General features: G+C 70.7%; 19 protein-coding genes and 3 pseudogenes. 17 read left to right on the top strand and 5 right to left on the bottom strand.

Going from position 1 to position 24,523, the window contains the following annotated elements; translation table 11 throughout:
• Positions 1-85 precede the first annotated feature (85 nt).
• From ACIQMR_RS18610 to ACIQMR_RS18565, 10 genes and pseudogenes are all read left to right on the top strand, one after another.
• Positions 86-509, top strand: a pseudogene (locus ACIQMR_RS18610) (LLM class flavin-dependent oxidoreductase).
• 63 nt (positions 510-572) lie between these two features.
• Positions 573-998 (top strand): GNAT family N-acetyltransferase, encoded by a 426-nt coding sequence (locus ACIQMR_RS18605; RefSeq protein WP_401387982.1) that lies wholly within the window; start codon positions 573-575, stop codon positions 996-998.
• Positions 999-1,297: 299 nt separating this feature from the next.
• On the top strand, positions 1,298-2,698 hold the full coding sequence (locus ACIQMR_RS18600) for a hemolysin family protein (RefSeq protein WP_401387979.1): 1,401 nt from the start codon (positions 1,298-1,300) through the stop codon (positions 2,696-2,698).
• Positions 2,695-3,717 (top strand): hemolysin family protein, encoded by a 1,023-nt coding sequence (locus tag ACIQMR_RS18595; protein WP_401387977.1) that lies wholly within the window; start codon positions 2,695-2,697, stop codon positions 3,715-3,717. Before ACIQMR_RS18600 ends, ACIQMR_RS18595 begins: the two co-directional genes overlap by 4 nt.
• 116 nt (positions 3,718-3,833) lie before the next feature.
• Positions 3,834-4,649 (top strand): SGNH/GDSL hydrolase family protein, encoded by an 816-nt coding sequence (locus ACIQMR_RS18590; protein ID WP_401387974.1) that lies wholly within the window; start codon positions 3,834-3,836, stop codon positions 4,647-4,649.
• 522 nt (positions 4,650-5,171) lie between these two features.
• Positions 5,172-5,807 carry an ATP-binding cassette domain-containing protein gene (locus ACIQMR_RS18585; RefSeq protein WP_401387970.1) on the top strand — a complete coding sequence of 212 codons (636 nt, stop codon included), beginning with the start codon at positions 5,172-5,174 and terminating at the stop codon, positions 5,805-5,807.
• The gene (locus ACIQMR_RS18580) at positions 5,804-6,670 is read left to right on the top strand and encodes a metal ABC transporter permease (protein WP_401387967.1); all 867 of its coding nucleotides are present in this window, start codon (positions 5,804-5,806) and stop codon (positions 6,668-6,670) included. Before ACIQMR_RS18585 ends, ACIQMR_RS18580 begins: the two co-directional genes overlap by 4 nt.
• Positions 6,628-7,437 carry a metal ABC transporter solute-binding protein, Zn/Mn family gene (locus tag ACIQMR_RS18575; protein WP_401387964.1) on the top strand — a complete coding sequence of 270 codons (810 nt, stop codon included), beginning with the start codon at positions 6,628-6,630 and terminating at the stop codon, positions 7,435-7,437. The genes ACIQMR_RS18580 and ACIQMR_RS18575 overlap by 43 nt, the downstream gene beginning before the upstream one ends.
• A 270-nt stretch (positions 7,438-7,707) precedes the next feature.
• Entirely contained in the window at positions 7,708-8,322 is a 615-nt protein-coding gene (locus ACIQMR_RS18570) for a hypothetical protein (protein WP_401387961.1), read from the top strand.
• Positions 8,323-8,497: 175 nt separating this feature from the next.
• Entirely contained in the window at positions 8,498-9,994 is a 1,497-nt protein-coding gene (locus tag ACIQMR_RS18565; RefSeq protein ID WP_401387958.1) for a PepSY-associated TM helix domain-containing protein, read from the top strand.
• 51 nt (positions 9,995-10,045) lie between these two features.
• Here the strand turns inward: ACIQMR_RS18565 and ACIQMR_RS18560 are convergent, their stop codons facing one another.
• Both ACIQMR_RS18560 and ACIQMR_RS18555 read right to left on the bottom strand, forming a co-directional pair.
• On the bottom strand, positions 10,046-11,803 hold the full coding sequence (locus ACIQMR_RS18560; RefSeq protein ID WP_401387955.1) for a class I adenylate-forming enzyme family protein: 1,758 nt from the start codon (positions 11,801-11,803) through the stop codon (positions 10,046-10,048).
• Positions 11,800-13,587 (bottom strand): CoA transferase, encoded by a 1,788-nt coding sequence (locus tag ACIQMR_RS18555; RefSeq protein WP_401387952.1) that lies wholly within the window; start codon positions 13,585-13,587, stop codon positions 11,800-11,802. Before ACIQMR_RS18555 ends, ACIQMR_RS18560 begins: the two co-directional genes overlap by 4 nt.
• A 142-nt stretch (positions 13,588-13,729) precedes the next feature.
• Between ACIQMR_RS18555 and ACIQMR_RS18550 the strand changes: the two genes are divergently transcribed.
• Positions 13,730-14,920 (top strand): acyl-CoA dehydrogenase family protein, encoded by a 1,191-nt coding sequence (locus tag ACIQMR_RS18550; protein ID WP_401387949.1) that lies wholly within the window; start codon positions 13,730-13,732, stop codon positions 14,918-14,920.
• Positions 14,921-14,936: 16 nt separating this feature from the next.
• Here the strand turns inward: ACIQMR_RS18550 and ACIQMR_RS18545 are convergent, their stop codons facing one another.
• A complete protein-coding gene (locus tag ACIQMR_RS18545; protein WP_401387946.1) occupies positions 14,937-16,025 on the bottom strand; it encodes a sugar ABC transporter permease in 1,089 nt (362 codons plus the stop codon).
• Positions 16,022-17,146, bottom strand: a complete 1,125-nt coding sequence (locus ACIQMR_RS18540) for an MFS transporter (protein ID WP_401387943.1) — start codon at positions 17,144-17,146, stop codon at positions 16,022-16,024. Before ACIQMR_RS18540 ends, ACIQMR_RS18545 begins: the two co-directional genes overlap by 4 nt.
• A 297-nt stretch (positions 17,147-17,443) precedes the next feature.
• Between ACIQMR_RS18540 and ACIQMR_RS18535 the strand changes: the two genes are divergently transcribed.
• The 6 genes and pseudogenes from ACIQMR_RS18535 (at position 17,444) to ACIQMR_RS18510 (ending at position 23,896) form a co-directional block, all read left to right on the top strand.
• The gene (locus ACIQMR_RS18535) at positions 17,444-18,238 is read left to right on the top strand and encodes a hypothetical protein (RefSeq protein ID WP_401387940.1); all 795 of its coding nucleotides are present in this window, start codon (positions 17,444-17,446) and stop codon (positions 18,236-18,238) included.
• A 130-nt stretch (positions 18,239-18,368) separates the two neighbouring features.
• Positions 18,369-19,061: a sigma-70 family RNA polymerase sigma factor gene (locus tag ACIQMR_RS18530; protein ID WP_401387937.1), complete on the top strand. Its 693-nt coding sequence runs from the start codon at positions 18,369-18,371 to the stop codon at positions 19,059-19,061.
• 570 nt (positions 19,062-19,631) lie between these two features.
• Positions 19,632-21,065 carry an adenylosuccinate lyase gene (purB, locus tag ACIQMR_RS18525; RefSeq protein ID WP_401387934.1) on the top strand — a complete coding sequence of 478 codons (1,434 nt, stop codon included), beginning with the start codon at positions 19,632-19,634 and terminating at the stop codon, positions 21,063-21,065.
• A 14-nt stretch (positions 21,066-21,079) separates the two neighbouring features.
• Complete coding sequence (gene mug, locus ACIQMR_RS18520; protein WP_401387931.1) at positions 21,080-21,631, top strand: G/U mismatch-specific DNA glycosylase; 552 nt, start codon at positions 21,080-21,082, stop codon at positions 21,629-21,631.
• A gap of 34 nt (positions 21,632-21,665) precedes the next feature.
• A pseudogene (locus ACIQMR_RS18515) lies at positions 21,666-21,749 on the top strand (IS5/IS1182 family transposase); the annotation flags it as partial.
• Between the two features lie 914 nt (positions 21,750-22,663).
• The gene (locus ACIQMR_RS18510; RefSeq protein ID WP_401387928.1) at positions 22,664-23,896 is read left to right on the top strand and encodes a putative bifunctional diguanylate cyclase/phosphodiesterase; all 1,233 of its coding nucleotides are present in this window, start codon (positions 22,664-22,666) and stop codon (positions 23,894-23,896) included.
• 51 nt (positions 23,897-23,947) lie between these two features.
• Here ACIQMR_RS18510 and ACIQMR_RS18505 read toward each other — a convergent pair.
• A pseudogene (locus ACIQMR_RS18505) lies at positions 23,948-24,255 on the bottom strand (transposase); the annotation flags it as partial.
• Positions 24,256-24,523 lie beyond the last annotated feature (268 nt).

The following is a 24,523-nucleotide window of genomic DNA, read 5'->3' as shown; positions in this document are numbered from 1 at the left end:
GCCCCATCCGGCAGTGCTTGAACCGGCAGCGCACGGTCCGGCAACGCACGGTCCCGATAGGCACATCCGGCTCGGAAAGGGGTGGTTGATGCGGCAGTTCCGGTTCGGGGTCAGCATGACGACGCCCGCGGAGGGCGAGGAGTGGCGCAAGCGGTGCCGGCGCGCCGAGGAGCTCGGCTACGACGTCATCCTGGTGCCCGACCACCTGGTTATGGTGGCGCCGTTCCCCGCGATGATCGCCGCCGCGGATGCGACGGAGCGGCCGAGGGTGGGCACGTTCGTCCTCAACCGACGACCGCCGGGCCGCGGTCAGGGAGCCGCTTCCGCGGGTCCCGTATCTCAGCGAGGAGCAGGCTCTGGATCTGCCGCTGCTCGCGGTCGGCACCGTGAGGCAGATCGCCGACCAGCTGCGCGCGCGGCGTGAGCGGTACGGCTTCTCGTACCTCACGGTGCTCGACCCGTCCATGGAGGCCTTCGGCCGAGTGATCGAGGAGCTGCGCGGCACGTGATGCCGGGGCCGCGCGCCGGAAACGCCTCGACGGCGCGGCCCGGTGGGTGATGGGATGGCGGCCATGGATGATCTACGGATCCGGGCCGCGCTGCCGACCGATCTCGATGCCGTACTCGCCTTCTGGAAGCTCGCCGCGGAGGGCACGAGCATCAGTGACGACCGGGAGGGCGTCGAGCGGCTGGTCGCCCGCGACCCGCAGGCACTGATCCTCGCCGAGCGGAACGGCGACCTGGCGGGCACGGTGATCGCGGGGTTCGACGGCTGGCGCTGTCACCTCTACCGGCTCGCGGTACACCCCGACCACCGGCGGCGCGGCATCGGCGGGGCGCTCCTGGCGGCGGCAGAGGACCGTTTCGTACGACTCGGCGGGCGGCGGGGCGACGCGATGGTGCTCGACCGGAACGAGCAGGCCCACCCTGCCTGGCGGGCGGCCGGCTACGCGCCCGAGCCGCAGTGGAGCCGCTGGGTGAAGCCGCTCACGGACTGACCGGAACGCGACCTCTCGGATCGACCTCTCGCGGCAGTCTCTCGCACTGGCATCTCGCACCGGCCTCTCGCACCGGCCTCTCGCGTCGGCCTTTCACAGGAGCTCTCACGGGACCTCTCACGGGAGCCGGAGAGGCGCTCAGCGCCCCATGGCCCGGGTGCGCTTTACCCGTGCTTTACCATGGATGCTCCATCCACAGAGAACGAAAGGTGTGAGCGTCCGCCCATGGGCGAGCCTCCCAGTTGCAGACATCGCGCGATCCTCCTCCCCCTGGCCGATCATGGGACGGAGGTGAACCGATGACCGAAGTGCTCCTGCTTCTCGTGGCAGTGCTCCTCGCCCTCGCCTGCGGAGGATTCGTCGCGGCGGAGTTCTCCCTCACGACGGTCGAGCGCTCCGACCTCGAACGCGCGGTCGAACGGGGCGAGCGCGGCGCGGCAAGCGCGCTCAAGGCCGTCCGCGGACTCACCTTCCAGCTCTCCGGCGCTCAGCTCGGCATCACCGTCACCAATCTCGTCGTCGGCATGCTCGCCGAGCCGTCGATCGCCAAGCTGCTCAGCGGGCCGATCGAGGCGCTCGGCGCCTCACCGTCCGTCGCTTCGTCGGCGGCCCTCGTCATCGGTACCGGCCTGTCGACGATCGTCCTGATGGTGGTGGGTGAGCTCGTCCCCAAGAACTGGGCGATCTCGTCCCCGCTCGCCGTCTCCAAGGTCGTCGCCACCCCTCAGCGCGTCTTCTCGGCGGCCTTCCGTCCCCTGATCGGTCATCTCAACAACACGGCCAACCGCATACTGCGCCGGCTCGGCCTGGAGCCGACCGAGGAGCTGGCTTCCGCGCGCAGCCCGCAGGAGCTCGTCGCGCTGGCCCGGCACTCCGCGAAGGAGGGGGCGCTGGAGGCCGACACCGCCGAACTGTTCGTCCGCACCCTCAGGCTCGCCGAGCTGACGGCGGAGAACGTGATGACCCCCCGTGTCCAGGTCACCGCCCTCGATCTGCAGGCGACCGCGGAGGACGTGGCCAACGCCACGCGCGCCACCGGACTGTCACGCTTCCCCGTCTACCGGGGCGGCCTGGACACCGTCGTCGGGATCGCACACATCAAGGACGTCCTGGCCGTACCGGCGGAGGAACGGTCGCGCCGCCCGGTGACCGCGCTGCTCCGCGATCCCCTGCTGGTACCCGAGACCCTCACGGTCGACCGGCTGCTGGACCGGCTGTCCGAGAAACGGACCATGGCCGTCGTCATCGACGAGTACGGGGGCACCGCCGGCGTCGTGACACTGGAGGACATCGTCGAGGAGGTCGTCGGCGAGGTCCGCGACGAGCACGATCCGCATGAGACCCCGGACCTCGCCAGGGCCGGAGAGGACGCGGACGGGCGGGACCTGTGGTCGGCCGACGGTGCGGCCCGCACGGACCAGCTGGAGGCCATCGGGCTGCGGGTCGCGGAAGGACCGTACGAGACCCTCGCCGGGCTGATCGCCACGGAGATCGGCCGTATCCCGGCCGTCGGCGACAGCATCGAACTGTCCGGCTGGCGGCTGGACGTCGTGGACGCCTCCGGGCGGCGGGCGGCACGCGTACTGATCCACGTCCCGCTGGAGTCGGCGGAGTCGGACGGGAGCGACAGGTCCGACACGCGTGGGCCCGACGGGAGCGGCGGGTCCGCCGGCTCGCGCAGTGGGAGGTTCTCGCGATGACCACGATTCAGCTCCTCGTCGGCTTTCTGACGCTGGTCGTCAACGCCTTCTTCGTCGGAGCGGAGTTCGCCCTGATCTCCGTACGGCGCAGCCAGATCGAACCGCAGGCGGAGGCCGGGGACCGGCGCGCCCGCAGCGTCATCTGGGGCCTGGAACACGTCTCGGCGCTGCTCGCCGCGGCCCAGCTCGGCATCACGCTGTGCACGCTGGTGCTCGGTGTGGTCGCGGAACCGGCCATCGCGCATCTGCTGGAGCCGGTCTTCAACGCCGCCGGAGTGCCCCACGGCCTGATCCACCCGATCTCGTTCGTGATCGCCCTCGGCGTCGCCACGTACCTGCACATGCTGCTGGGCGAGATGGTGCCGAAGAACATCGCACTGGCCGAACCGACGCGGACGGCCCTGCTGCTCGGTCCGCCGCTGGTGGCACTGGCCCGGACGCTGCGCCCGGTCATCTTCACGATCAACGCCTTCGCGAACGGCCTGCTGAAGCTGCTGCGGGTGGAGACCAAGGACGAGGTCGCCGCGACCTTCTCGGACGACGAACTGGCCCGGATGGTCAGGGACTCCGGAGCCGCCGGGCTGCTCGACGACCGGGCGGCCGAGCGACTTCACGACGCCCTGGAACTGGGGCGCCGCCCGGTCGCCGATGTGGTGATGCCGGTGGAGCGGGTGGTGTACGCGCAGGTCGGCACCACGCCCGAGGAACTGGAGCGGCTCTCGGCCGAGTCCGGATTCTCCCGTTTCCCGGTGGTCGACAGCACGCGCAAGATCCTGGGCTATCTCCATGTGAAGGACGCCCTGGACGAGGCTCCGCGCGACATGCCCTTCCCGGTGACGGCGATGCGGCCGATCGCCCGGGTGCGTGCGGTGACCCCGCTGGACGACGTCCTGACCGCGATGCGACGCAGCCGCACCCACCTCGCGGCGGTCCTGGACGAGGACGGCACGCTGGCCGGCCTGGTCACGATGGAGGACGTGCTGCGGGAACTGGTCGGGCCGCCGGGCCAGGCCCGCTGAGGGCACCGGGCCCAGGGGGTGCCCCCCTGGGCCGTCGGGCCCAGGGGCGCCCCCTGGGTCGCCGGACCAGGGCCCGGGGCAGAAGGGCACCTACCGCGCGGTAGGATCGCTCCGCCATGGAGATAAATGCCTCATACACCAGCTTTGTCGCGGTCGGTGACTCGTTCACCGAGGGCATGTCGGACCTGCTGCCCGACGGCTCGTACCGGGGCTGGGCCGACCTCCTCGCCGCGCGGCTCGCGGCCCGCACCCCGGGCTTCCGGTACGCGAACCTCGCCGTCCGCGGCAAGCTCATCGGCCAGATCGTCGAGGAGCAGGTGGGACCCGCCACCGCGATGCGGGCGGATGTCGTGACGCTGGTCGGCGGGCTCAACGACACCCTGCGCCCGAAGTGCGACATGGGCCGGGTGCGAGACCTCCTGGAGGAGGCCGTGGAACGGCTGGCTCCGGCGTGCCGGCAGCTGGTGCTGATGCGCAGCCCCGGCCGCCAGGGTCCCGTGATGCAGCGCTTCCGGCCCCGCATGGAGGAGCTGTTCGACCACATCGACTCCCTGGCGGCGCGGCACGGCGCGCTCGTGGTGGACCTGTACGGAACCGAGGTTCTCGGCGACCAGCGCCTGTGGGACGTCGACCGGCTCCATCTCACCGCGGAGGGGCACCGCAGGGTGGCCGAGGCCGTATGGCAGGCCCTCGGCCTCGCTTCGGAGGACGACTGGCGCTCGCCGCTGCCCCCGCAGGCGCGCCCGGGCTGGACGACCCGGCGCACCGCCGACGTCCGCTTCGCGCGGGAACATCTGGTGCCGTGGATCGGGCGGCGACTCACCGGACGTTCCTCGGGCGACGGCCGCCCGGCGAAGCGACCCGAGCTCCTGCCGTACACAGCCCCGGACGGCAGCCCGCGGACGACCCGTCACGAGAGCGGCCTCTCGTAGCAACGCACACCTCGGTGCGGGACGCCCGGCCTGCGTGAACCGCCAGGAGAGGCAGGGCAACGCCGCCGCCTCCGGGAACGCACTCAACGGGAGTTTCGGCCCGCCCTGAGATCCTCCCTCGCCGGTGTCCCTCGAAGGGACACCGGCGGCTTCGTATCGGCCCGCCCACACGACCCATCAGGCTGCGGCCGGTCGTAGCGCCATCACCGGCCGCCGGCACGCCGCACGCGGCGCCCGGCAGGCAGTCCGCCCGTCCGTCCGGCCAGCCGTCCGGCCGGGGTCGTGTCCGGCTGCGCGGCGGCTGCGGGTCCACGTCCCGCTCTCCGGGGCGTGGAGAACGCGCGCACCATGGGCGCTCGAGGTCGGTCACGCGGGCCCGGGGCACGACCTGATCGGGGCCGGTACCGCAAGAAGCCTCCGCGCCGCGGGAACCTCACGAACTCCTCATCCGACTACTGCCGCGTGGGCGTGGCTGCGGCTCCGCCACACCGATGCGGCTGCGGACCGAGGGAAAGGCATGTGATGGGCGGGCTGGATGTGCGCATGCGGGAGGTCGCCTGCCGCCACGGCCGGGTCGAGGCGGTGTCGGACGTGGATCTGGAGATCGCCGCGGGAGAGCGCGTCGCGTTGACCGGGACCAACGGTTCCGGGAAGTCGACCCTGCTCCGCGCCGTACTGGGCCTGCACCGCCAGGTCGTGGGCCGGATCCTCGTCGGCGGCCGGGACGCCCGTTCACCTGCGGAATGGGCCTGGCGGCGGCGAGCCTGCGCCTGGGTCCCGCAGAAGCCGGCCGCAGGCCGGTTCCCGCTCCTGGGTGACGAGTTGCTGGCCAGTAGTGGTGCGGCGGCGGATGCCGCCGAAGCGGCGGACCGGCTCGGTGTCGGACCGCTGACGACGCGGCCCCTGCACACGCTCTCCGGCGGCCAGTTGCAGCGTATGTATCTCGCCCGTGCGATCGGCTGCGTGGCCGCCGGGGCCCAGGTGCTGCTCGCCGACGAGCCCACCGCCGCCCTGGACTTCTCCGGCCAGGAGGAAGCGGCGGAGGTCCTCACCGCACTCCCGGTGACTCTGGTCGTCGTCACCCACGACCGGGCACTGGCCGAACGCTGCGATCGGGTACTGGAGATGGCCGCCGGACGCCTTCGGGAGGTCCGGTGACCCTCGCCACGGCCGACGTCGGCGCGCTCCTCGAACTGGTCCCCGTGCAGCGGGCAGGGCTCGCACTGCTGCTTGCCGCTGTCGGGCTACCGGTCATCGGCGTGGTCATCGTCGGACTCGACATCATGCCGGTGCGCTTCGCGATGATGCACGTCGCACTGCTCGGCATCGCGCTCGGCCTTCTGACCGGCATCGACCCGATGCTGTGCGCGCTGGTGGCGTGCGCCCTGGCCGGGGCCGGCGTCGCACCGCTCGCCCGGACACCGGACGGCCTGTCGGGAGCGATGGGCCTGCTCATGAGCCTGGCCATCGCGGCCGCGCTGCTGGTCCTCGCCGTCTCCGGCGTCAACGCCTCCGGCGCGTTCGCGCTGCTGTGGGGGTCGATCCTGTCCGTGGGCACGACGGACCTGATCGTCCTCGGCGGACTCGCGCTCGCCGTACCCGGGCTCTTCTGGTGGCGGCGCCGTGATGTGGCCCTGCTGCTGTACGACCGGGAACTCGCCCAGTGCTCGGGTGTCCCGGTCCGCATGCTCACTCTGGTGCTGCTGGTCCTGGTCGCGGTGTCGGTCGCCGGCGCGATCAAGCTCACCGGCGCCCTGCTCGTCGACGCCCTGACCCTGCTGCCCGCGCTCTCGGCACGCCGCCTGGGCAGTTCACTGAAGTCGATCTCTCTCTGGGCGGTCGGCATCGGGATCGCCGTGAACCTGACCGGGTTCCTCATCGCCCTCTGGCTCGACTGGCCTCCCGGGCCGGTCCTCGTCCTGACCGCGGGGGCAGTCGTCCTCGCGGTCCATCTCGTACCCGAACGGAGAATCAGCTCATGGCGCGCACCCGCGGCCGTATCACTTCCCTCCTCGCACTGAGCGCAGCGCTGGCGGCGCTGATCACGGGCTGCGGCAGTGACACCGACAGCGACACGTCGTCCAAGGCCGGCGCCGACGGCACGAAGGGGAAGCCGGTCGTGGTCGTCACCACCACCTGGGAAGGCGCCTTCGCGAAGGCCGCGGGCGCCGAGGACGTCACGGTCATCGTGCCCCAGTCCGTGCACCACGCACCCGACTACGACCCGAAACCCTCCGACCTCGCGGCTGTCGCCAAGGCCGACTTCGTGCTCTACGCGCCCTTCGAACCGTACGCCGAGAAGATCAAGGAAGCCGCGGGCTCCAAGGCAGAGCTGGTCGAGGTGAACCTCGACAACGACGCCGACAAGGTGAACGCCGAAGTGGCGCGGCTGGGCAAGCTGTTCGGCACCGAGGACGCCGCGGCGACGTGGAAGACCACGTTCGCCACCGAGCACGCGAAGCTGTCCAAGGACCTGAAGGCCGCCTGGCCGGGCGGGAAGAGCCCTGACGTGGTCAGTCAGGTCTTCACGGCGTGGGCGGCGAAGCTGGCGGGTGCGACGACCGTCGGCACCTACGGGCCCGAGGCCGTGACCCCGGCGCAGCTGGCCGAGCTGTCGCGGAAGAAGCCGCTCCTGGTCCTGGACAACGCACACATGTCGACCGGGACGGTCCTGCCCGACTCCGGTGCCGAGCAGGTGAGGATCGTCAACTATCCGGGAGACGACTTGGACCTGCTGCCCGTGTACCGCAACGCGGCAGCCGAGCTGGCGAAGGCCATGAGGTCCTAGACCCACGGCGAGACGGAAAAGCCGTCCTCCGGCCGGGGACTCCGCACGGGCTCCCCGGCCACGGCCCCCTCCGGCACCCCGCATGATCCCGCCCACAGAGCAGCCGGGACGCGCCACGCACCCGGCCGAGTACACACGTCCGCTCACCACTCAACGACCGCCCCCGGTCGCAGTGGTGGCTCCTCCACGGGGGCGCCGTCTCCGTCCGACCGTTCGATGCACCGTGCAGACATAGCTCACCGCCGTGTACATGCTGGATAGGTTGTGCCCATGCGCGGACCGGGACGATGGGCCGGGCGGACCGGAAGAGGTCTGCTCTGCGCTTCGGCATGCCTGTTTCTGGGCGCGGTGAGCCATGTCTCGGCCGGTGGACGGCTGCCTGGCGCAGGTTCGCTGGCGATCGTCTTCGTCGCGCTGACGGTCCTCGGCGCGGTGCTTTTCGGAAGCCGACGGCGCCGCTTCGATGTCACGGTGCTGGCTCTGGGCGCAACGCAGTTCTCTCTCCACCTCGGATTCCATCAACTGTCGACGCCTGAAGCGGGCCATGCGTCACATCACATGGCCGGCATGCAGATGGACGTGGCCTCGACCATGGCTGCGGCGGACATGGCGGGTGCCGGTGGTTGGCATTCCCTCTCTCCTGCCATGACGTCGGCCCACGCGGTCGCGGTGTTCGGGACCGCGCTGTGCGTGATCTACGGAGAGCGTGTCCTGCGAGGGCTGGCCGCGCTGGTCGTGCCGGCATTCCGCTTCCGCGATCGCCTGGTCCTGCCCGTCGTCCCGCGCCGTCGGCCGCCGACCCTGTCGTCGGTGCATCCCCGGTTCGGGGTGCTGCTCGCCTGTTCCCGGACCCGGCGGGGCCCTCCCTCAGTGGCCCCGGCCTGACGGCCCCCTCTCCGTGTTCTCCCGCGCCGGCTGTTCTCCGGCGTCGGTGAGGCATGCGTACGGGCGGGGCCGGGCCGGGGCGATCACGTCCCACCGCCACACCGGCGGAACGTCCTTCACCGGCTTCGCCACGTCCTCGGCTCACCCTGCGGACGCGTCCCACTGAGGAGCACGCATGTCTTCCAGAACCGAAGAACCACCACAGAACGACGACGGTCCTACCGACGCCTCCGCTGCCGCGCCGGCAGCGGTCGCCGTCGCCGAGCCCGCCCCGGCCCCCGCGTCCGACCCCGGGAACGGCCGGTCCTGGCAGGGCGTACGGGCCCTGCTCGTACGGCTCCACTTCTATGCCGGCGTGTTCGTCGCGCCCTTCCTGATGGTGGCCGCCCTGACCGGGCTGGCCTACACCTTCACGCCGCAGCTGGACCAGCTGGTCTACGGCGACCAACTGCGCGTCGAGAAGGTGGGCGAGGCGCCGCGTCCGCTCGCGGCGCAGATAGCGGCCGCCCGGTCCGCCCACCCGGAGGGCACCCTGGCCTCCGTCGTCACCCCGCCCGGTCCCGAGGACACCACGCGCGTGGTGCTGTCCCTGCCGGAGCTCGGTGACAAGCAGCGCACCGTGTTCGTCGACCCGTACACGGCCGAGGTACGGGGCGAGCTGACCACCTGGTACGGCTCGACGCCGCTCACCACGTGGCTCGACGACCTCCACCGCAATCTGCACCTGGGCGAGACCGGCCGTCTCTACTCGGAGGTCGCCGCGAGCTGGCTCTGGGTGATCGTCGCGGGCGGTCTCGTGCTCTGGCTCGGACGCAGCCGTGGACAGCGGGCCAAGTCCGCGCGGGGCGTTCTGCTTCCCGACCGCTCCGCCCGGGGCGTACGCCGCACCCGCAGCTGGCACGCGGCCACGGGTGTGTGGCTGGCACTCGGTCTGTTCTTCCTGAGCGCCACCGGCCTGACCTGGTCGCACTATGCGGGCGAGCGGTTCGGGCAGTTGCTGGACGCGGCCGAGGCCCACGCGCCCGCGCTGGACACGACGCTTCCCGGCGCGGAGCCGCCGGCGGAGGGTGAGGGTGGGGAGCACGCCGGGCACGGCGCCGCTCATGAGCCCGCTTCCGCGGATCCGGCCGGTTTCGACGCGGCCCTCGCCGCGGCCCGGGGCGCCGGTCTCGGCGGAACGGTGGAGGTGACGCCTCCCGCCGACGACGCGAGTACGTGGGTCGTGGCGCAGGGCGACAACGTCTGGCCCGTGCACTACGACCAGGTTGCCGTGGACACCGAGAAGGGCGAGATCACCGCCCACAGCCGGTGGGCGGACTACCCGCTGCCGGCCAAGCTCAGCAAGCTCGGTGTGCAGGGGCACATGGGGATCCTGTTCGGGATCGTCAACCAGATCGTCCTGGCCGTGATCGCGATCGGCCTCATCGCCGTGACCGTCTGGGGCTACCGCATGTGGTGGCAGCGCCGCCCGACCCGCGACGACCGCACGGCGGTGGTCGGCAAGGCACCGGCCCGTGGAACCTGGCGGGGGCTGCCGCTGCCCGTGCTCGTCCTGGGCGTTCCGGCGGTCGCCGCTCTCGGCTGGGCGCTGCCGGTCTTCGGCGTGACGCTGGCTGCCTTCTTCGTCGTGGACGTGGTGGCCGGTCTGGTCCGGCGAGGCCGGGCCGCATAACGAGCAGTGAGGTCCGGAGGGCAGGGCAGGCCCTGCCCTCCGGACCTCGCGTCAGCTTGCCTCGGCCAGGGCAGCTGCCGTCCGCCGGCTTTCCGGCGGCGCGGAGTCGTCGGTCAGCCGTAGGCGCAGTCCTGCCCGGTCGGGTTTGCCCGCCGGGGTCAGTGGCAGCTCCGCGACCACCAGGAGGCGCTCCGGATGCTTGCGCTGCTCTAGTCCCCGCTCCGCCAGGTGCGCGCACAGCGACTCGAGCGTCGGCGCGTCGGCGGTGCGCGCTACGACGCAGGCCGCGAGCCGCTCGCCCATCACCTCGTCCGGTACGCCGACGCAGACCACGTCGCGTATGAGGGGATGGGTGACCAGTTCCCGCTCGACCTCCGCGGGACTGATGTTGGCGCCGCCGCGGATGACGACGTCTTTGAGGCGCCCCACGATGTGCAGTGTGCCGTCGCTGTCGAGGTATCCGAGGTCGCCGGTGCGTACCCAGCCTTCGGGAGTCCTGTAGCGGGCGTCGAGGTCCGGCGAAGCGACGTAGCACAACGGTGTCATCGGGCCGAGCGCGATGATCTCCCCGATCGCTCCGTCCGGCAGCTGTTCGTGGGTGGCGGGGTGGGCGATACGGATGTCGGCGACGCGCGGGTCCGGGCGTCCCGCGACGACACCATGGCCGTCCGCCGCCGGGGTGTCGCTGTCCAGCCCGGTGTGGCAGTTGACGCCGTCGGCCGATCCGTAGAGGTTGACGACCGGGCAGCCGAACGCGCGGGCGGCCTGCTCGGCCGTGGCCTCGTCGAGGGCGGAGCCGCCGAGGACCAGCGCCGTGGGTGCAGGCAGTCTCCCACCGGAGGCGTCGAGTCCGGAGGCGTCAGGTCCGGAGGCGTCGAGTCCGGAGGCGTCGAGTCCGGAGGCGTCGAACTTGCCGTCGAGCCGGTCGAGCATCATGCGCACCATCGTGGGCACGCCGAGGATGTGCGTGGGCTCGTGCTCCCGCATCGCGGCGAGTGCGGCCTCGGGGGTGAAGTGGTCGAGGAGGACGAGTGTTCCACCGTGCCGGGCGAGGGTGACGGCGGTGCCGTTCGAACCGAAGGCCGAGGCGAGTGGCACCAGGAACAGGCAGCGCGGCGGGGTCCTGTCGGGCATGAGCGAGGCGAGGAAGTTGCCCCGGCCACCGGCCAGGGCGTTGTGGGAGTAGGCGACCATCTTCGGCTCGGCCTCGGATCCGGAGGAGACGAGGATGCGGGCCGCGCTGTCCGGGTCGGGGCGTGCCGGGACGAAGGCGCTCGGGTCCGAGCGCAGCAACCGGGAGAGGGGAATCGCTCCTTCTGGGACGCTGCCGGGGCCTCCCGCGATGACGTGGCGGAGGGCGGGCAGGGACGGAGCCAGGGCGAGGAGGTCGGCGGCATGGTGGTTGCCGCGGTGCTCGACGGAAGCGACGACGGCGACGGCTTCTGCCCGGCGCAGCAGGCATTCGGCTTCCAGGATGCCGCGGCCTACGGGGAAGGGCAGCGCCACGGCGCCGAGTGCGGCCAGGGCGAGGTCGGCGATGACGGCGTTGCGGTTGTTGGGGAGTTGGACGCCGACCACGTCGCCCGGGCCTATGCCGAGGTCTCTGAGGCCGGTGGCCAGACATCGCACCTTCCGGTCGAGTGCGGTGTAACAGAGCTTCCCCTTGGCGTCGAGGACGGCGGTGCGGTGCAGGTCCGCGATCTGCCGGGCGCGAAAGAGGCTGTAGAGGTCGAGGTCGGGGCAGGTGCCGTCGATCGCCCAGGAACGGCGGAGGCCGGCGGGCAGGAGGTCGTGCAGGGCCACGGTCACATGAAGCTCCAGGGGTCGGGAACGGCGAAGGCACCATGCGCGTCTCGGCTGATCGAGCCGGCGAAGCGCGGATCGTGCTGGAGGTCGGCCAGGTCCGTGGTGACGGCGGTGGCGGCGAGGCCGTGTTCGCGGAGCAGCGTGAGCGCCTCGCCGGTGGACATCTGGCGCACGTCGTACGCACGGGCCGCGACCGCGCAGGGGTCGGTGGGGGCGATCCAGCCGTCCGCCGTGCGCAGAGGGCGGCGGAATCCGGCCGGTCGCCGCGCGTCGCCGCCCGTGGCAACGCGGTGCAGCGCGGGTGCCGTGAGGAGATCGGCCGCACCCAGCAGGGAGGAGTCGACGCGGACGCCCCGGCCGGTGCGCTCGCGCAGCAGCAGTCCGGCGAGGACGGCCTCGGTGCCGAGGAGGCCGCCCAGGACGTCGAGCAGCGTCATCAGGGACGGGGCGGGAGTCTCGTCCGCCGGTCGGACGGCTGCGCCGACTCCGGTGCGGGCCTGCACCATGAAGTCCGTCCCCATCGGCGCCCCGGGGAGCCGACCGGCCCAGCCGCTGGTGTAGGCGTAGACGAGCGCGGGGTTGACGGCGGCCAGGTCGTCCGCGTCGAGGCCGAGCTGGGCCGCCTTGCCCGGGGCCCAGTTGTGCAGGAACACATCGGCGTGTGCCGCCATCTCCCTCAGCCGACGCCGGTCGGACTCCGCCTTGATGTCCACCTCGACCGCCTTCTTGCCCCGGTTCAGAGCGAGCCAGCGTGCGGAGACGCCTGAGCAGGCGGGTGGCATCCCGCGCAGCGGATCACCGCCGGGAGGCTCGATCCTGATCACCTCAGCACCCAGCAGCCCCAGCAGATGGGCGGCGAGCGGTGCCTGGATACGACGGCCCGCCTCCAGCACGGTCAGTCCGGACAGCGGCCCGGTCGCGGCAGGGGCGACTACTGGGCGCCGGTGCCCCGTTCCACAGAGGGTGAGCGACCAGGGGGCGGCTCCGTCGTGCTCGGCGGCGCGTGCGGACAGGGTGTGCAGCGGGCACACCTGCGCACCGGATTGCGACGCCGCTCGGAGTATCCGCGACCACGTGTGGGCGAGCGTGGTGGCGTGCAGCGCCTGCGGGAAGGGGGCGCAGGCCGTGGCGTACCGGAACTGGAAGGGGCGCCACCCGGCCCGTACGGCGTCGGCCGGCGCGTCCAGGGCGCGCCAGAACGCGGCCCAGGCTCCGGCGTCCAGTGTCTCCAGCTCGAAGAGGGTGCCGTCGCCTGCGGTGAACGGCGGTCCGCCGGGCGCGAGTTCGGCAGCCTCGCCTTCGTCGGCTCCGCTCGCGGCGAGGTACTGGGAGACGGTCAGCAGCCCGGCCCGTTCCGCGCTCGTGGCCACGCGTGCCGCCGGGCCTCCGCGGGCCTGGCCTAGCAGCCCGGCGAGGAGTCCCTGAACGGTCAGAACGGCTGTTGCCGTGGCGGCGTAGTCGGCGGCCAGGCCGCGCGGCTCTCCGTCGCGCCGACCGTGGACGGCCATGATGCCAGTGGCGGCCTGTGCGGTGGTCTCGTCGGTGATCCCGCTGACGGCGTCGTCCGCCCAGGTCACTCGCGCTTCCCCCTCGGAGAAGTCGCCTCCGCTCAGCGTGATGCGGGCGGCGCGGCCTTGCTCCGACGGGGCCGGCTCCAGCTCCTTGCCGGCTGCTCCCAGAAGCCGCAGGTGCCGAGCCACGAGCCCGGCCGATTCCGGCGGTCCGGAGGCGCCGAGCCGAAGTCCGTCGAGCGGCCGGACCGTCTGCGTGGTGGCTGGTGACGCCATGCCTCTCCTCTCCTTGCGCGGCGGTGGCCGAGCGGGGAATACGCGGAACGCGGGAACCCGGACGGGCGTGCGCCCGACCAGTTCCACGGAGAGACAGTCGGACTGTCGTTCGTACGGGTTCCCGGCAGAGCGGAGAAGAGCGATGGAGAGTCGAGGCGATGTGACGTCCGCTCCCGATGAAGGCACGGACGACATCGCGGACGTGAAGACTCGGGTGGCGGCCTTTGTACGTGCCCGGGTCATGCCGTGCGAGCCCGTACTGGACGCAGGTGGCCCCGCCGCCGCAGCCGCCCTGGGCGATCTGCAGGACCAGGCCAGGAGGGCGGGGCTGTGGGCCCTTCCACTGCCCGTCGAACTGGGTGGCCAGGGGATTCCTCTCCTCCAGTACTCCCGGTTGGCGGAGGTCGAGGGCGCGAGCGACCACGGTCCTGCCGCCCTGGGCTCCGCTCCCCTGCTGGACGTCCTCATGCTGGAACGCCATGGCAGCCCCCGCGTACGCGAGCAGTACCTCAAGGCGCTGACCGCAGGTGGCCTCCGCACCTGCTATGCAATGACCGAACCGGACGTTCCCGGCACCGACCCGTTCATGACCGGCGCCCGTGCGGTGCGGTCGACGGACGGGAACTGGACCGTCACCGGCCGCAAATGGTTCACCTCCGGGGCCGGCGAGGCCGACCTGGTGACCGTCCTCGCCCGCACCGACGGAGAGCCATCCGACCGCGCAGGACTCTCCCTCTTCCTCGTCCCCACCGACTGTCCCGGATTTCGCGTGGTCCGAGAACTGCCCGTGCTCGGTGCGGGCGGGCAGTGGGAGATCGACCTGGACCACGTCACCGTCCCGGGCGACCATCTGCTCGGCGAGCGCGGTACGGCCGTCGCCATCGCAGGCGAGCGGCTTCAACTCGGCCGCATCCTGCGCTGTCTGCGCTGGCTCGGCCAGGCACAACGGGCCTTCGACCTCATGTGTGAACGCGCCAACGTCCGTACCGGATCCCATGGCCCGCTCGCCGGCCGGCAACTGGTCCAGCAGCACGTCTTCGAGTCGCTGCTCGCCATCCGCACCACGCGCCCCCTCGTGCACGAAGCTGTGGCACGGATCGCGGCCGGACTGGACGCGCATGTCGAAGTGGGCCTGGCCAAGGTCGCCGCGGCCCGCATGCTGCACCACGTGGCCGACGCGGCCGTCCAGGTCCACGGCGCCGCCGGGCTGGGCCCGGACACGCCGCTGCCGGCGCTCCTGCGTACCGGTCGGGCCGCCCGGATCCTCGACGGCCCGGACGAGCTGCACATCACGTCCGTCGCACGACGGGTCCTGCGCGGCCACCACGCCTAGACCTACGGCGCCGTTGCTACACGCACCGGAGGTCGACGATGCCGGTGTGCGCGGCGAGCGCGAGTGCGAGGAAGAAGTCGCCCCACACCAGCTCGTGGCAGGTGGCGGTGCCTCGTGCCGCGTCGTAGCAGCCGTCCAGCAGCATCCCGGCGGGACGCCTCTCACCGGGTCCGGTGAGGTGCGCGCTGACGAGAAGCTCCAGGATCGCGTCGGCGCGACGGGAGTACTCCGCCGATCGCGGCCCGGGGATGCGGGCGAGCTTCATGAGCGCGACTGACGTGATCGCGGCGGCCGAGGTGTCCAGCGGGCCGTCGGGCCGCGTCTCATCGGCCAGGGGGACAAGGCGTCCGTACGGTTCTTCCTGAACGGAGGCCAGCTGCGCCGCTGCGCGCTCCAGACGGGTCGTGTTCCCCGCCACGACGCCGGGACGGAGCAGCGCGTCGGCCACTGCCAGCAGCAGCCACGCCCGTCCGCGGCTCCAGCCGGAGGGCGGATCGTCGCACGCGTGCCAGCCGGTGTCCGTGTCGAAGCGCCACGACGGGACGAGAGCGCCGTCACCGAGGCAGAGTTCGAGATGGCGATGCAGGTGGGCGGCGGCGGCCGTCGCACCTTCCGGGCCCGCTTCGGTGAGAAGCGGCACCATGCCGGGTACGCCGTCCACCCGGGCCAGCAGCCGCTCGCCTGCGAACGCCGACCCCCAGGGCACCAGGCCGAGTTCGGGCTCCACCGCGGACAGGCAGGCGCGGGCTGCCTTGTTGCGGAGCGCGGCGGCCGCCGCGGCCTCGCCGGCTCCGTCCGCAAGCGCGGTTCCGTACCAGAAGATCAGCCCGCGGGTGGCGGTGTCGGCGTCCACCCAGTCCGCCAGCCGCCCCGTGCACGCCGAAGCCAGGGCACGGTCCGCCCCATGGGCGGTGCAGTGGGCCCTCAGCCACAGCAACCCGGCCCAGAACCCGCCGGTCCACGTACCGCGCCGGGTCGTCGTCCAGCGTCCGCTGTCCGGATCGGCGAACAGCGGGAAGCGCTCCCCGACTTGCGACGCAGTGACCGCCACCCGCTCCAGAACGTCCGCAAGCGCGCGATCGGCCCACTCTCCGGCGGCGGTCATGCCGCAACCGCGCTCTTGCGCCGCTCGCGCCGGGCCCACGCGTACGCCACGATGCCGGCGGCGGCGAACTCCGCAGCGACGAGCAGCCATCCGGGCCCGTAGCGGCCCGCCTCAGCGAGCAACCCGAACACGGGCGGCCCCACGGCGAACCCGGCGAAGAATCCGGCCGAAACGAGTGCCGAGTCCTGCCCCGCCCGTCCAGGGGCGGCGCGCTGCATCACCAGCACCATCGAGACCGCGTTCCCGGACACGGCGAACACGCCCACCGCCACAGCAGCCGCCCAGACCAGCTGATGCGCAAACAGCGCACCCGCCAGCAGCAACGCCGCCAGGACAGCCCCTGCGGCCAGCCGGCTCGGCAGCCACTCGGCCCGACCCGGCGTGGCGGCCTTCGACCAGCCCACCCGGCCTGCGATCCCGGCAACACCCAGCACCGCGACCAGGGCACCGGCGGCCGTGGGCCCCATCCCCAGTTCCCGGACCCCGAACAAGGCCAGGTAGGTGTTGACCGAGGCGATTCCACACCCCAGCAGCAGAGAGAACCCCGCGAGCCACGCGATGGCTCCACGCGGAAACAGGGACGTGCGCGGTGCCGTCGGCTTCGCGGGAGGATCGGCCGGCAGCACGCGGAGCGCCCAGAGAGCAGCCACGACTGCCGCGCCCGCGGCCGTCCATACCGCCCCGCGCCACCCGGCCCAGGCGGCCAGCGCCGTGAGGGGCAGCCCTGCCGCGAAAGCACCCAGTTGCACACCCGACTGCTTCATCCCGGTCACCGAGCCCCGCCCGGCCGGCGGAACAGTGGCAAGAATCGCCTTGTTCGTCGCCGGATTGGCCAGCGCCTGCGGCAGTCCGCCCACGGCGACCGCAGCGAGGAGGATCCCGGCGCCCGGCGCCGCGCCGATGAGCACCAGAGCGACGGCGGAGACGAGCAAGAGCGTGACGAGCGCACGCCTCGGGCCGACCCGGTCCACGATCCGGCCGCTCGAAGGCGACAGAACAGCCGCCGTACCGAACCCGATCGTGGTCGTCAGCCCCAGCAGCGTGGCGGAGATGCCCAGGTCGTCCACCAGGCGAGGGCCGAGCGCGCCGAGCAGGAAGAGTTGCAGCATCGAGAAGGCCATGGCACATGTGAGCAGCGCCGTCAGCCCTCCTCTCGATCCCCCTGTCGGTGCCTTCTCAGTCACCCTGTCCTCGCTCAACCATCACTCCGTTCGGCCCGGTTGAGAATCTCCACGTCACGCCAGGAGTCGGCCGAGCCGGCTCTGGAGTTCCCCACAACTTCTGTGCCGTGCGCCACATAGGAGTTGTTGAGATGGGGCATCGAAACCCTGCGTACCCACCTGTGTCGGCCACGAGAGGGATGCGAGGATGTGCCCGCCATGACTCCAGGCCGATGTTGCCGCGCGGTACGGGCTGCGATGTTCGCAGCCACCTGCGTGCTGCTCGCAGCCCTCGGCCACCTGCTCATGTCGGACAGGGGTGTCCCCTGGTGGGCCGTGGCGGCGGCGTTCGGCGCCACGACCGCGATCGCCTGGCGCTTAGCCGCCCGGGAACGCGGCGTCCTCGTCGTGACGTCAGCGGCCGTCGCGGCCCAGGCGGTCATGCACTCGGGCTTCTCACTCGCCCAGGCGGCAGTGCATCCCTCTGTGTCCGACCATGGTTCGCTCGCCCGCCAGTGGGTCCGGTACCTGTTGTCCGGAGCCATTGAGTCGGGCCCTTCGCCCCAGTCCGAGTCCGTGTCCGTGTCCGTGTCCGTGTCCGAGTTGCCGAGCGTGGCCGGAACGGTCCACAGCGGGCACCTGCACCCGGTGCCGGAAGGCTCGTCGACGATGACGAGTCCGGTCGGACCGGAGCATGCACACCACGCCATGCAGGGCATGGCCGACAACGCCGCCGACGCCGTCAACTCGGTGATGCCCGTCGGCCACGACATGGGCGGAATGTCCCCGGCTGGGATGCTGTCCGCCCACCTCCTCGCCGCGCTCCTGTGCGGCCTCTGGCTCGCGCACGGAGAGCAGGCCGCCTTCCGCGTCCTGCGCTCATTCGCGGCCTGGCTGATCGCACCGCTGCGTCTTCCCCTCCGCCTCGCGCCGCCACCGCACCGGCCCCGCATCCGCGCCCGCCGGGCCCGACGGGCCTGCGCCCTGCGACGCCTGCTCCTCGTACACGCCATCACCATGCGAGGTCCGCCCCCCGGGACAGCTGTCATCTGACAGCCGGCTCCCCGACCGCGCGCACTCTCGCGCGCCTCGGGCATCGGCCCCTTCTTCGAGAGGCCGTACCACCGCACACCGGCCGCTGCCGACGCGCGCCCGGATCCCGGATTCAGAAGGACATCAAGCGATGACTCCTGCCCTGCCCCCACACCCCACGCACGCCGACGAGACCCCGCCACGCCGCACGCACGGCGCCGATGAAACGGTCACCGAACTGGCACTCGCCGCACGCGACGGAGACCCCGGCACCGTCGATCGTTTCGTCCGTGCCATACACCGCGACGTCTGGCGCTACGTCGCCTACCTCAGCGCCGATCCCCAAGCCGCTGACGACCTCACCCAGGAAACGTTCCTGCGCGCACTCGGCAGCCTCCACCGTTTCGAAGGCCGCTCCTCCGCCCGCACCTGGCTGCTCTCCATCGCCCGACGCACCGTCGTGGACAACCTCCGCCACACCGCGGCCCGGCCAAGGGTGTCGGACCTGGAGGACTGGCAGTCCGCCGCCGAACGCACACAACCCCGGGGGCTGCCCGGTTTCGAGGACGGGATCGCGCTCGCCGAGCTCCTGGCCCTGATCCCCTCCGAGCGCCGCGAAGCCTTCGTGCTCACCCAACTTCTGGGCCTGCCCTACGCCGAAGCAGCCGCCGCCATCAACTGCCCTGTCGGCACCGTCCGCTCCCGGGTGGCTCGCGCCCGGACGTCGCTGGTCGAGCTGCTCAGGGAAGCGGAAGCTCCCGCTGCGCATAGCGGGCCGCCACTGCCGGCCGAATGCCAGGCCCTTGTCCGCCTGACGCCGGCCCTCAGCGCCGCAATGACCTGACTACGGTCGTCCGCCGAGGGGTGCCGGCACCAGCACCGGAACCGGCGTGGCCGCTTCCCGGCGTCGATGGCGAGGGCGCTGCGCACAGCCCCTGAGGCCGAGTGTGCCCGTCGGGGATGGGCGGGCAGGCTGCGAGCAGCGCGCCTTCGGCGTTGCGAGGGGCCTCGCCGATGTCGTGCATGCCTTCGGCGAGCACGTGGGCCAGTGAGTCACGGGTGAACGCGGTCAGCCACCGTCCGGGGTCCAGCCGGCCCAGTCGCCTGGCGAGCTGGACGAGAAGGACGCGGGTTTCCGCACTCAGCTCCATACGGACTCGCATGATCGGGAATCCTTGATCGAATGGGTTCCGATCAGGGCCCGGAGCCGGTCGCATCCCACCGGCTCCGGGCCGCCGCCCATCTCACCGCGTCTCTCATCCGTCTCACATCCGTCTCACGGACTCGCCCATCCGTGTCACATCCGTCTCACGGACTCGCTGCGATCGAACGCGCGGGCAGCCCCTGACCTGGTGCTCCATGGAGTGTGCGGACGTTCACGAGCCGCTGTGGACGGCGGGTAAACTCCGTACACGTGATTGCAAAGCCTCGCATCCCCAACGTCCTGGCCGGCCGCTACGCCTCCGCGGAGCTCGCCGTCCTGTGGTCCCCCGAGCAGAAGGTGAAGCTGGAGCGTCAGCTCTGGCTGGCCGTGCTGCGCGCACAGAAGGACCTCGGGATCGAGGTGCCGGACGCCGCCCTCGCGGACTACGAGCGGGTGCTGGACCAGGTCGACCTGGCCTCCATCGCGGACCGCGAGAAGGTCACCCGGCACGATGTGAAGGCGCGTATCGAGGAGTTCAACGCGCTCGCCGGTCACGAGCACGTACACAAGGGCATGACCTCCCGCGACCTCACCGAGAACGTCGAGCAGCTGCAGATCCGGCTCTCGCTGGAGCTGGTGCGTGACCGTACGGTCGCCGTGCTGGCGCGGCTCGGGAAGCTGTCCGGGGAGTACGCGGAGCTGGTGATGGCAGGCCGCTCCCACAACGTCGCGGCGCAGGCCACGACGCTCGGCAAGCGGTTCGCGACCACCGCGGACGAGCTGCTGGTCGCGTACGGCAGGCTGGAGGAGCTGCTCGGCCGCTACCCGCTGCGGGGCATCAAGGGTCCGGTGGGCACCGCCCAGGACATGCTGGACCTGCTGGGCGGGGACGCGTCGAAGCTCGCGGAACTGGAGCAGCGCATCGCGGGCCACCTGGGCTTCTCTCACGCCTTCACCTCCGTCGGTCAGGTCTATCCGCGCTCGCTGGACTACGACGTCGTCACGGCGCTGGTCCAGCTCGCCGCCGCGCCGTCCTCGATGGCGAAGACGATCCGGCTGATGGCCGGCCATGAGCTGGTCACCGAGGGCTTCAAGCCCGGCCAGGTCGGCTCGTCCGCCATGCCGCACAAGATGAACACCCGCTCCTGCGAGCGCGTCAACGGCCTCATGGTGATCCTTCGCGGCTATGCCTCCATGACGGGCGAGCTGGCGGGCGACCAGTGGAACGAGGGTGACGTCTCCTGCTCGGTCGTGCGCCGGGTCGCCCTCCCGGACGCGTTCTTCGCCTTCGACGGTCTGCTGGAGACCTTCCTGACCGTGCTCGACGAGTTCGGCGCGTTCCCCGCTGTCGTGGCCCGCGAGCTGGACCGGTACCTCCCGTTCCTGGCCACCACCAAGGTCCTGATGGGTGCCGTGCGCGCCGGCGTCGGCCGTGAGCTCGCTCACGAGGCGATCAAGGAGAACGCGGTCGCCTCGGCCCTCGCCATGCGCGAGCAGGGTGCGGAGCGCAACGAGCTTCTCGACAAGCTCGCCGCCGACGACCGCATCCCGCTGGACCGCGACCAGCTCGACGCGCTGATGGCGGACAAGCTGTCGTTCACCGGCGCGGCGGGCGACCAGGTCGCCTCGGTGGTCTCCCGCATCGAGGAGATCGCCAAGCAGCACCCGGAGGCCGCCGCGTACACGCCGGGTTCGATCCTCTGACGCGGTCCGCTCGTATGCCCCGGATCACTCCCGCCGAGCTGGAGGCCGCCCGCGATCGCCTGGTCCCCGATGTGATCGCGGACGGGCTCTCCGTCCTGTTCTGCGGCATCAATCCCGGCCTGATGACGGCTGCGACGGGCCATCACTTCGCCCGTCCGGGCAACCGCTTCTGGCCGGCGCTGCATCTGTCGGGCTTCACCGCCCGGCAGTTGAAGCCGTCAGAGCAGGAGGAGCTGCTTGCCTGCGGGCTCGGCATCACCAATGTCGCAGCCCGGGCGACCGCACGGGCGGATGAGCTGAGCGACGAGGAGTTCCGCGAAGGCGGCCGGCTCCTCACCGAGAAGGTGGAGCGCTTCAGGCCCCGCTGGCTGGCGGTTGCCGGGGTGACGGCGTACCGGACGGCTTTCGGTGACCGCAAGGCGCGTATCGGTCCGCAGGACCGGATGATCGGCGACACCCGGATCTGGGCTCTGCCCAATCCCAGCGGACTGAATGCCCACTGGACGCTCCCGGCCATGGCGGAGGAGTTCCGCCGACTACGGTCGGCGGCTGCCCAGGGTTCCTAAGACCGTGTCCCATGTGGTGCTCGTTGGGCTGTTCATGGGTCGGGGTACGTGGAGTTGGATTGTTCCGGACGGGCTGTGGGAGATTGCGGAGCCGCTGATCCCGCCGTCGAGGTCGCGGTCATTGGTCCGAGCCCATCCGTGGCCGGTCCGGATCCAGGCGTCGGAGCGGCTCCGTTCGCCGTAGTAAGTATTGAGAGCGAAGCGCTCACTCAGCATCTTTCCGTCCTTTTTCGACATACGCGGTGGCGCCCTTGTCGCCGGCCAGAAAGCATGCTGATTGGCCTTAGCATTAAGGGGCGAAACGGGCGACGCGGCAAGCGCGGGGCCGGCCGCGCATCCGATAGCGGCAGCGAGGGTCGCACCGACGATCGCATATTTTGCCCTGCGGTGATTCCCCATAGGCACTTCCATTATCACTCTTGGAGTCGACGAGGAACTTTGCGACTCGGCCGGTCGCGTACGTGGATCTCGAATCGGGACTACTTGGCCGTCTGATCGCGACGTTGTCAGGGTATCCCGCTGCGGGATAGCGAGAATGACTCATCGGGCCATTCTGAGGTCACATCTGCTACCCAGCCGCACAGGTGTCCGACCGGGGCGGGGCCTGGCGGTCGGCGAAGTTGCGGCGCTCAGCGGGCATCTCGACGTCGGCGAAGATCCCCTGCTGCTCGACTGTCGCAGCCACTGCACTTCGAAGACGCCGTCCCGACTGGCCACGACCCAAAGCGCCGAGTTCGCGCGGCTCGTCGCCGCCTATCGCTCGACTCGAGCGAATCCCTGCGACAGGCACCCGCGAACGCTGGACATCGGTCATCTCGCACTGCCCGAAAGTTTGCGTATCCGGTGCTCATCCTTCGCGCTTTTCGAGACTTAATGTGGTCCCATCCCAGATATATCTTACCCGCATGATTGGTGTGGTCTCATGAATTCTGATGTCGCTGTTCTTATTGATGGCCGATCCGGCAGTGGGGATAGATTCACGTGAACCCAGGGCGGACGATCGAGTCCGGGCAGGTGGGGCAAGCCCGTCGAATGAACCCGTCCCCGAAGGGGGCGGATTATGCGCTGGTTTGGCTCGGCATCGACCACTTCCATTCGATTAGCAACACACTGGGACCGAACCTCGCGAACCGATTCATGTCACTAAGCGCCAGCCGCCTTGAGGTGGCGCGGCGCCGTGAGCGCCCACGGGGAATCCTGACCCGGACCGGAAATTCCGATTTCGCGCTCCTGCTGACCGAGCCCGAGATACCCGCGTCCTTGGTGGAACTCGCTCAACTACTGTTGTCCGAACTCGCCAAACCCGTCCAGATCGACGGGCGGCGCCTCATTCTGGAGGCCACCGCCGGGATCTGTGTCCAGCGGGATGGCATCCAGAGCACCGATGCTTTGTACCGCGGCGCCCAGGCGGCGGTGCGTGATGCCCGCAGAGACAACCAGAGGACGCAGCTGTGGGACGCGACACGGGATCTCGGGAAGACCGACCGAAGCAGACTCCTGGCTGACCTCTGGCACGCTCTCGCGAGCGGTGATGTGCACCTGCACTATCAGCCTCAGGTCACATTCGAAGGGCTGACCGTCGGCTTAGAGGCGCTGGTGCGCTGGAACAGAGGCGGCCAGGGATTCGTCCCCCCGGATGAGTTCATCGCGGTGGCGGAGGCCAGCTGGCTGATGCCCCGCTTGACAGAATATTTGCTCGATGTCGCCATCGAACAATCGGCGCGGTGGCGAGCCCTGGGAATTGACGTACCAGTGGCGGTCAACATCTCCCCTCGGGATGTGATGAGTCCTGGCTTCGCTCGACGCGTCTCGAACAGCCTGACGCTCCACCAGGTCCCGGCAAACTCGCTGCGCCTGGAAATTACCGAGAACACTCTGATCGACAATTGCCGGCAAGCTGCCCAATCCCTCGCCGGGTTGCGACGACTCGGGGTGAGGGTGTCACTCGACGACTTCGGCACCGGGCACTCCTCGCTCTCTCGACTACGCGACCTCCCCGTGGACGAGATGAAGATCGATCGCTCGTTCATCGCCGGGTTGACGACCAACCCGCGTGACGCGGCCTTGGTTCAGTGGTCCATCGACCTCGCCCACGCACTCGGGCTGACAACTGTCGCAGAGGGGGTGGAGGACGCGCAGACTTGGGAGCGACTACGGGACATGGGGGCGGATGTGGTCCAAGGTTGGGTCGTCTCGCCCGCGCTGCCGGCGGACCACGTCACGAACTGGTTGCTCGACAAACGCTTGCGGCTTCCACAGCTATGATCTCAGATTCAATGCGAAGGACAATCTCCTGTAAATCAGTAAAACTGTGTCCTATGTGGTGAGGCGGATGAGGCGGTTATAGCAGCAGAGGGCGGCGGCGAGGCCAAGGAAGGCCAGGTAGTTACGGGGTGGCGTTCGTAGCGGTGGTTGAGTCTGCGGTAGCCGGTCAGCCAGGACATTGGCCGTTCGATCACTCACCTGCGGCGGCCGACTCGTTCGCTGGACTCGATGCCCTTGCGGGCGATCCGCACGGCGATGCGTTTTCCGCGTAACCATTTTCGCAGTTCAGGTATGTCGTAGGCCTTGTCTGCATGCAGGCGTTGGGGTTTGAAGTAGCGACCCCGGTGCGGGTCGTGTCTCCTTACGTTGTTGCTGGGTTGATTCCGGTCACTCGTAGGATCGGAAGGCCCAGGGGTGCTGGGTGTGGCTGCGTGTCTCCAGCCCGGTGGTGGCTTCAAACGATTGGCCGCCTGGCATCCCGCGACGACTCGACCACTCATGGGGATGCGCGCGACAGGATCGCTCGGTAAGGACATGCTGGCGAAGTCGTCTGCTGGGGCTAATACAGGCAACGACTTCGGAGGTGGCCGTGCCCGAAGCTGTGGGCCGGTACGGACGCGGGCAAGG

The sequence above is a fragment of the Streptomyces sp. NPDC091376 genome, assembly GCF_044757085.1.
GTDB lineage: Bacteria > Actinomycetota > Actinomycetes > Streptomycetales > Streptomycetaceae > Streptomyces > Streptomyces pratisoli.
The sequence above is the reverse complement of the archived record's forward strand: the minus strand, read 5'-3'. Positions and strand labels throughout refer to the sequence as shown.

What these genes read in the sequence shown, in the direction of transcription:
- ACIQMR_RS18590 (WP_401387974.1), top strand. Translation starts at nt 3,834, where the DNA reads ATGGAGATAAATGCCTCATACACCAGCTTTGTCGCGGTCGGTGACTCG.
- ACIQMR_RS18585 (WP_401387970.1), top strand. Translation starts at nt 5,172, where the DNA reads ATGGGCGGGCTGGATGTGCGCATGCGGGAGGTCGCCTGCCGCCACGGC.
- ACIQMR_RS18565 (WP_401387958.1), top strand. Translation starts at nt 8,498, where the DNA reads ATGTCTTCCAGAACCGAAGAACCACCACAGAACGACGACGGTCCTACC.
- ACIQMR_RS18570 (WP_401387961.1), top strand. Translation starts at nt 7,708, where the DNA reads ATGCGCGGACCGGGACGATGGGCCGGGCGGACCGGAAGAGGTCTGCTC.
- ACIQMR_RS18605 (WP_401387982.1), top strand. Translation starts at nt 573, where the DNA reads ATGGATGATCTACGGATCCGGGCCGCGCTGCCGACCGATCTCGATGCC.
- ACIQMR_RS18545 (WP_401387946.1), bottom strand. Translation starts at nt 16,025, where the DNA reads ATGACCGCCGCCGGAGAGTGGGCCGATCGCGCGCTTGCGGACGTTCTG.
- ACIQMR_RS18510 (WP_401387928.1), top strand. Translation starts at nt 22,664, where the DNA reads ATGAACCCGTCCCCGAAGGGGGCGGATTATGCGCTGGTTTGGCTCGGC.
- ACIQMR_RS18550 (WP_401387949.1), top strand. Translation starts at nt 13,730, where the DNA reads ATGGAGAGTCGAGGCGATGTGACGTCCGCTCCCGATGAAGGCACGGAC.
- ACIQMR_RS18540 (WP_401387943.1), bottom strand. Translation starts at nt 17,146, where the DNA reads ATGGCCTTCTCGATGCTGCAACTCTTCCTGCTCGGCGCGCTCGGCCCT.
- ACIQMR_RS18575 (WP_401387964.1), top strand. Translation starts at nt 6,628, where the DNA reads ATGGCGCGCACCCGCGGCCGTATCACTTCCCTCCTCGCACTGAGCGCA.
- ACIQMR_RS18530 (WP_401387937.1), top strand. Translation starts at nt 18,369, where the DNA reads ATGACTCCTGCCCTGCCCCCACACCCCACGCACGCCGACGAGACCCCG.
- mug (WP_401387931.1), top strand. Translation starts at nt 21,080, where the DNA reads ATGCCCCGGATCACTCCCGCCGAGCTGGAGGCCGCCCGCGATCGCCTG.
- ACIQMR_RS18535 (WP_401387940.1), top strand. Translation starts at nt 17,444, where the DNA reads ATGTTCGCAGCCACCTGCGTGCTGCTCGCAGCCCTCGGCCACCTGCTC.
- ACIQMR_RS18595 (WP_401387977.1), top strand. Translation starts at nt 2,695, where the DNA reads ATGACCACGATTCAGCTCCTCGTCGGCTTTCTGACGCTGGTCGTCAAC.
- ACIQMR_RS18600 (WP_401387979.1), top strand. Translation starts at nt 1,298, where the DNA reads ATGACCGAAGTGCTCCTGCTTCTCGTGGCAGTGCTCCTCGCCCTCGCC.
- ACIQMR_RS18555 (WP_401387952.1), bottom strand. Translation starts at nt 13,587, where the DNA reads ATGGCGTCACCAGCCACCACGCAGACGGTCCGGCCGCTCGACGGACTT.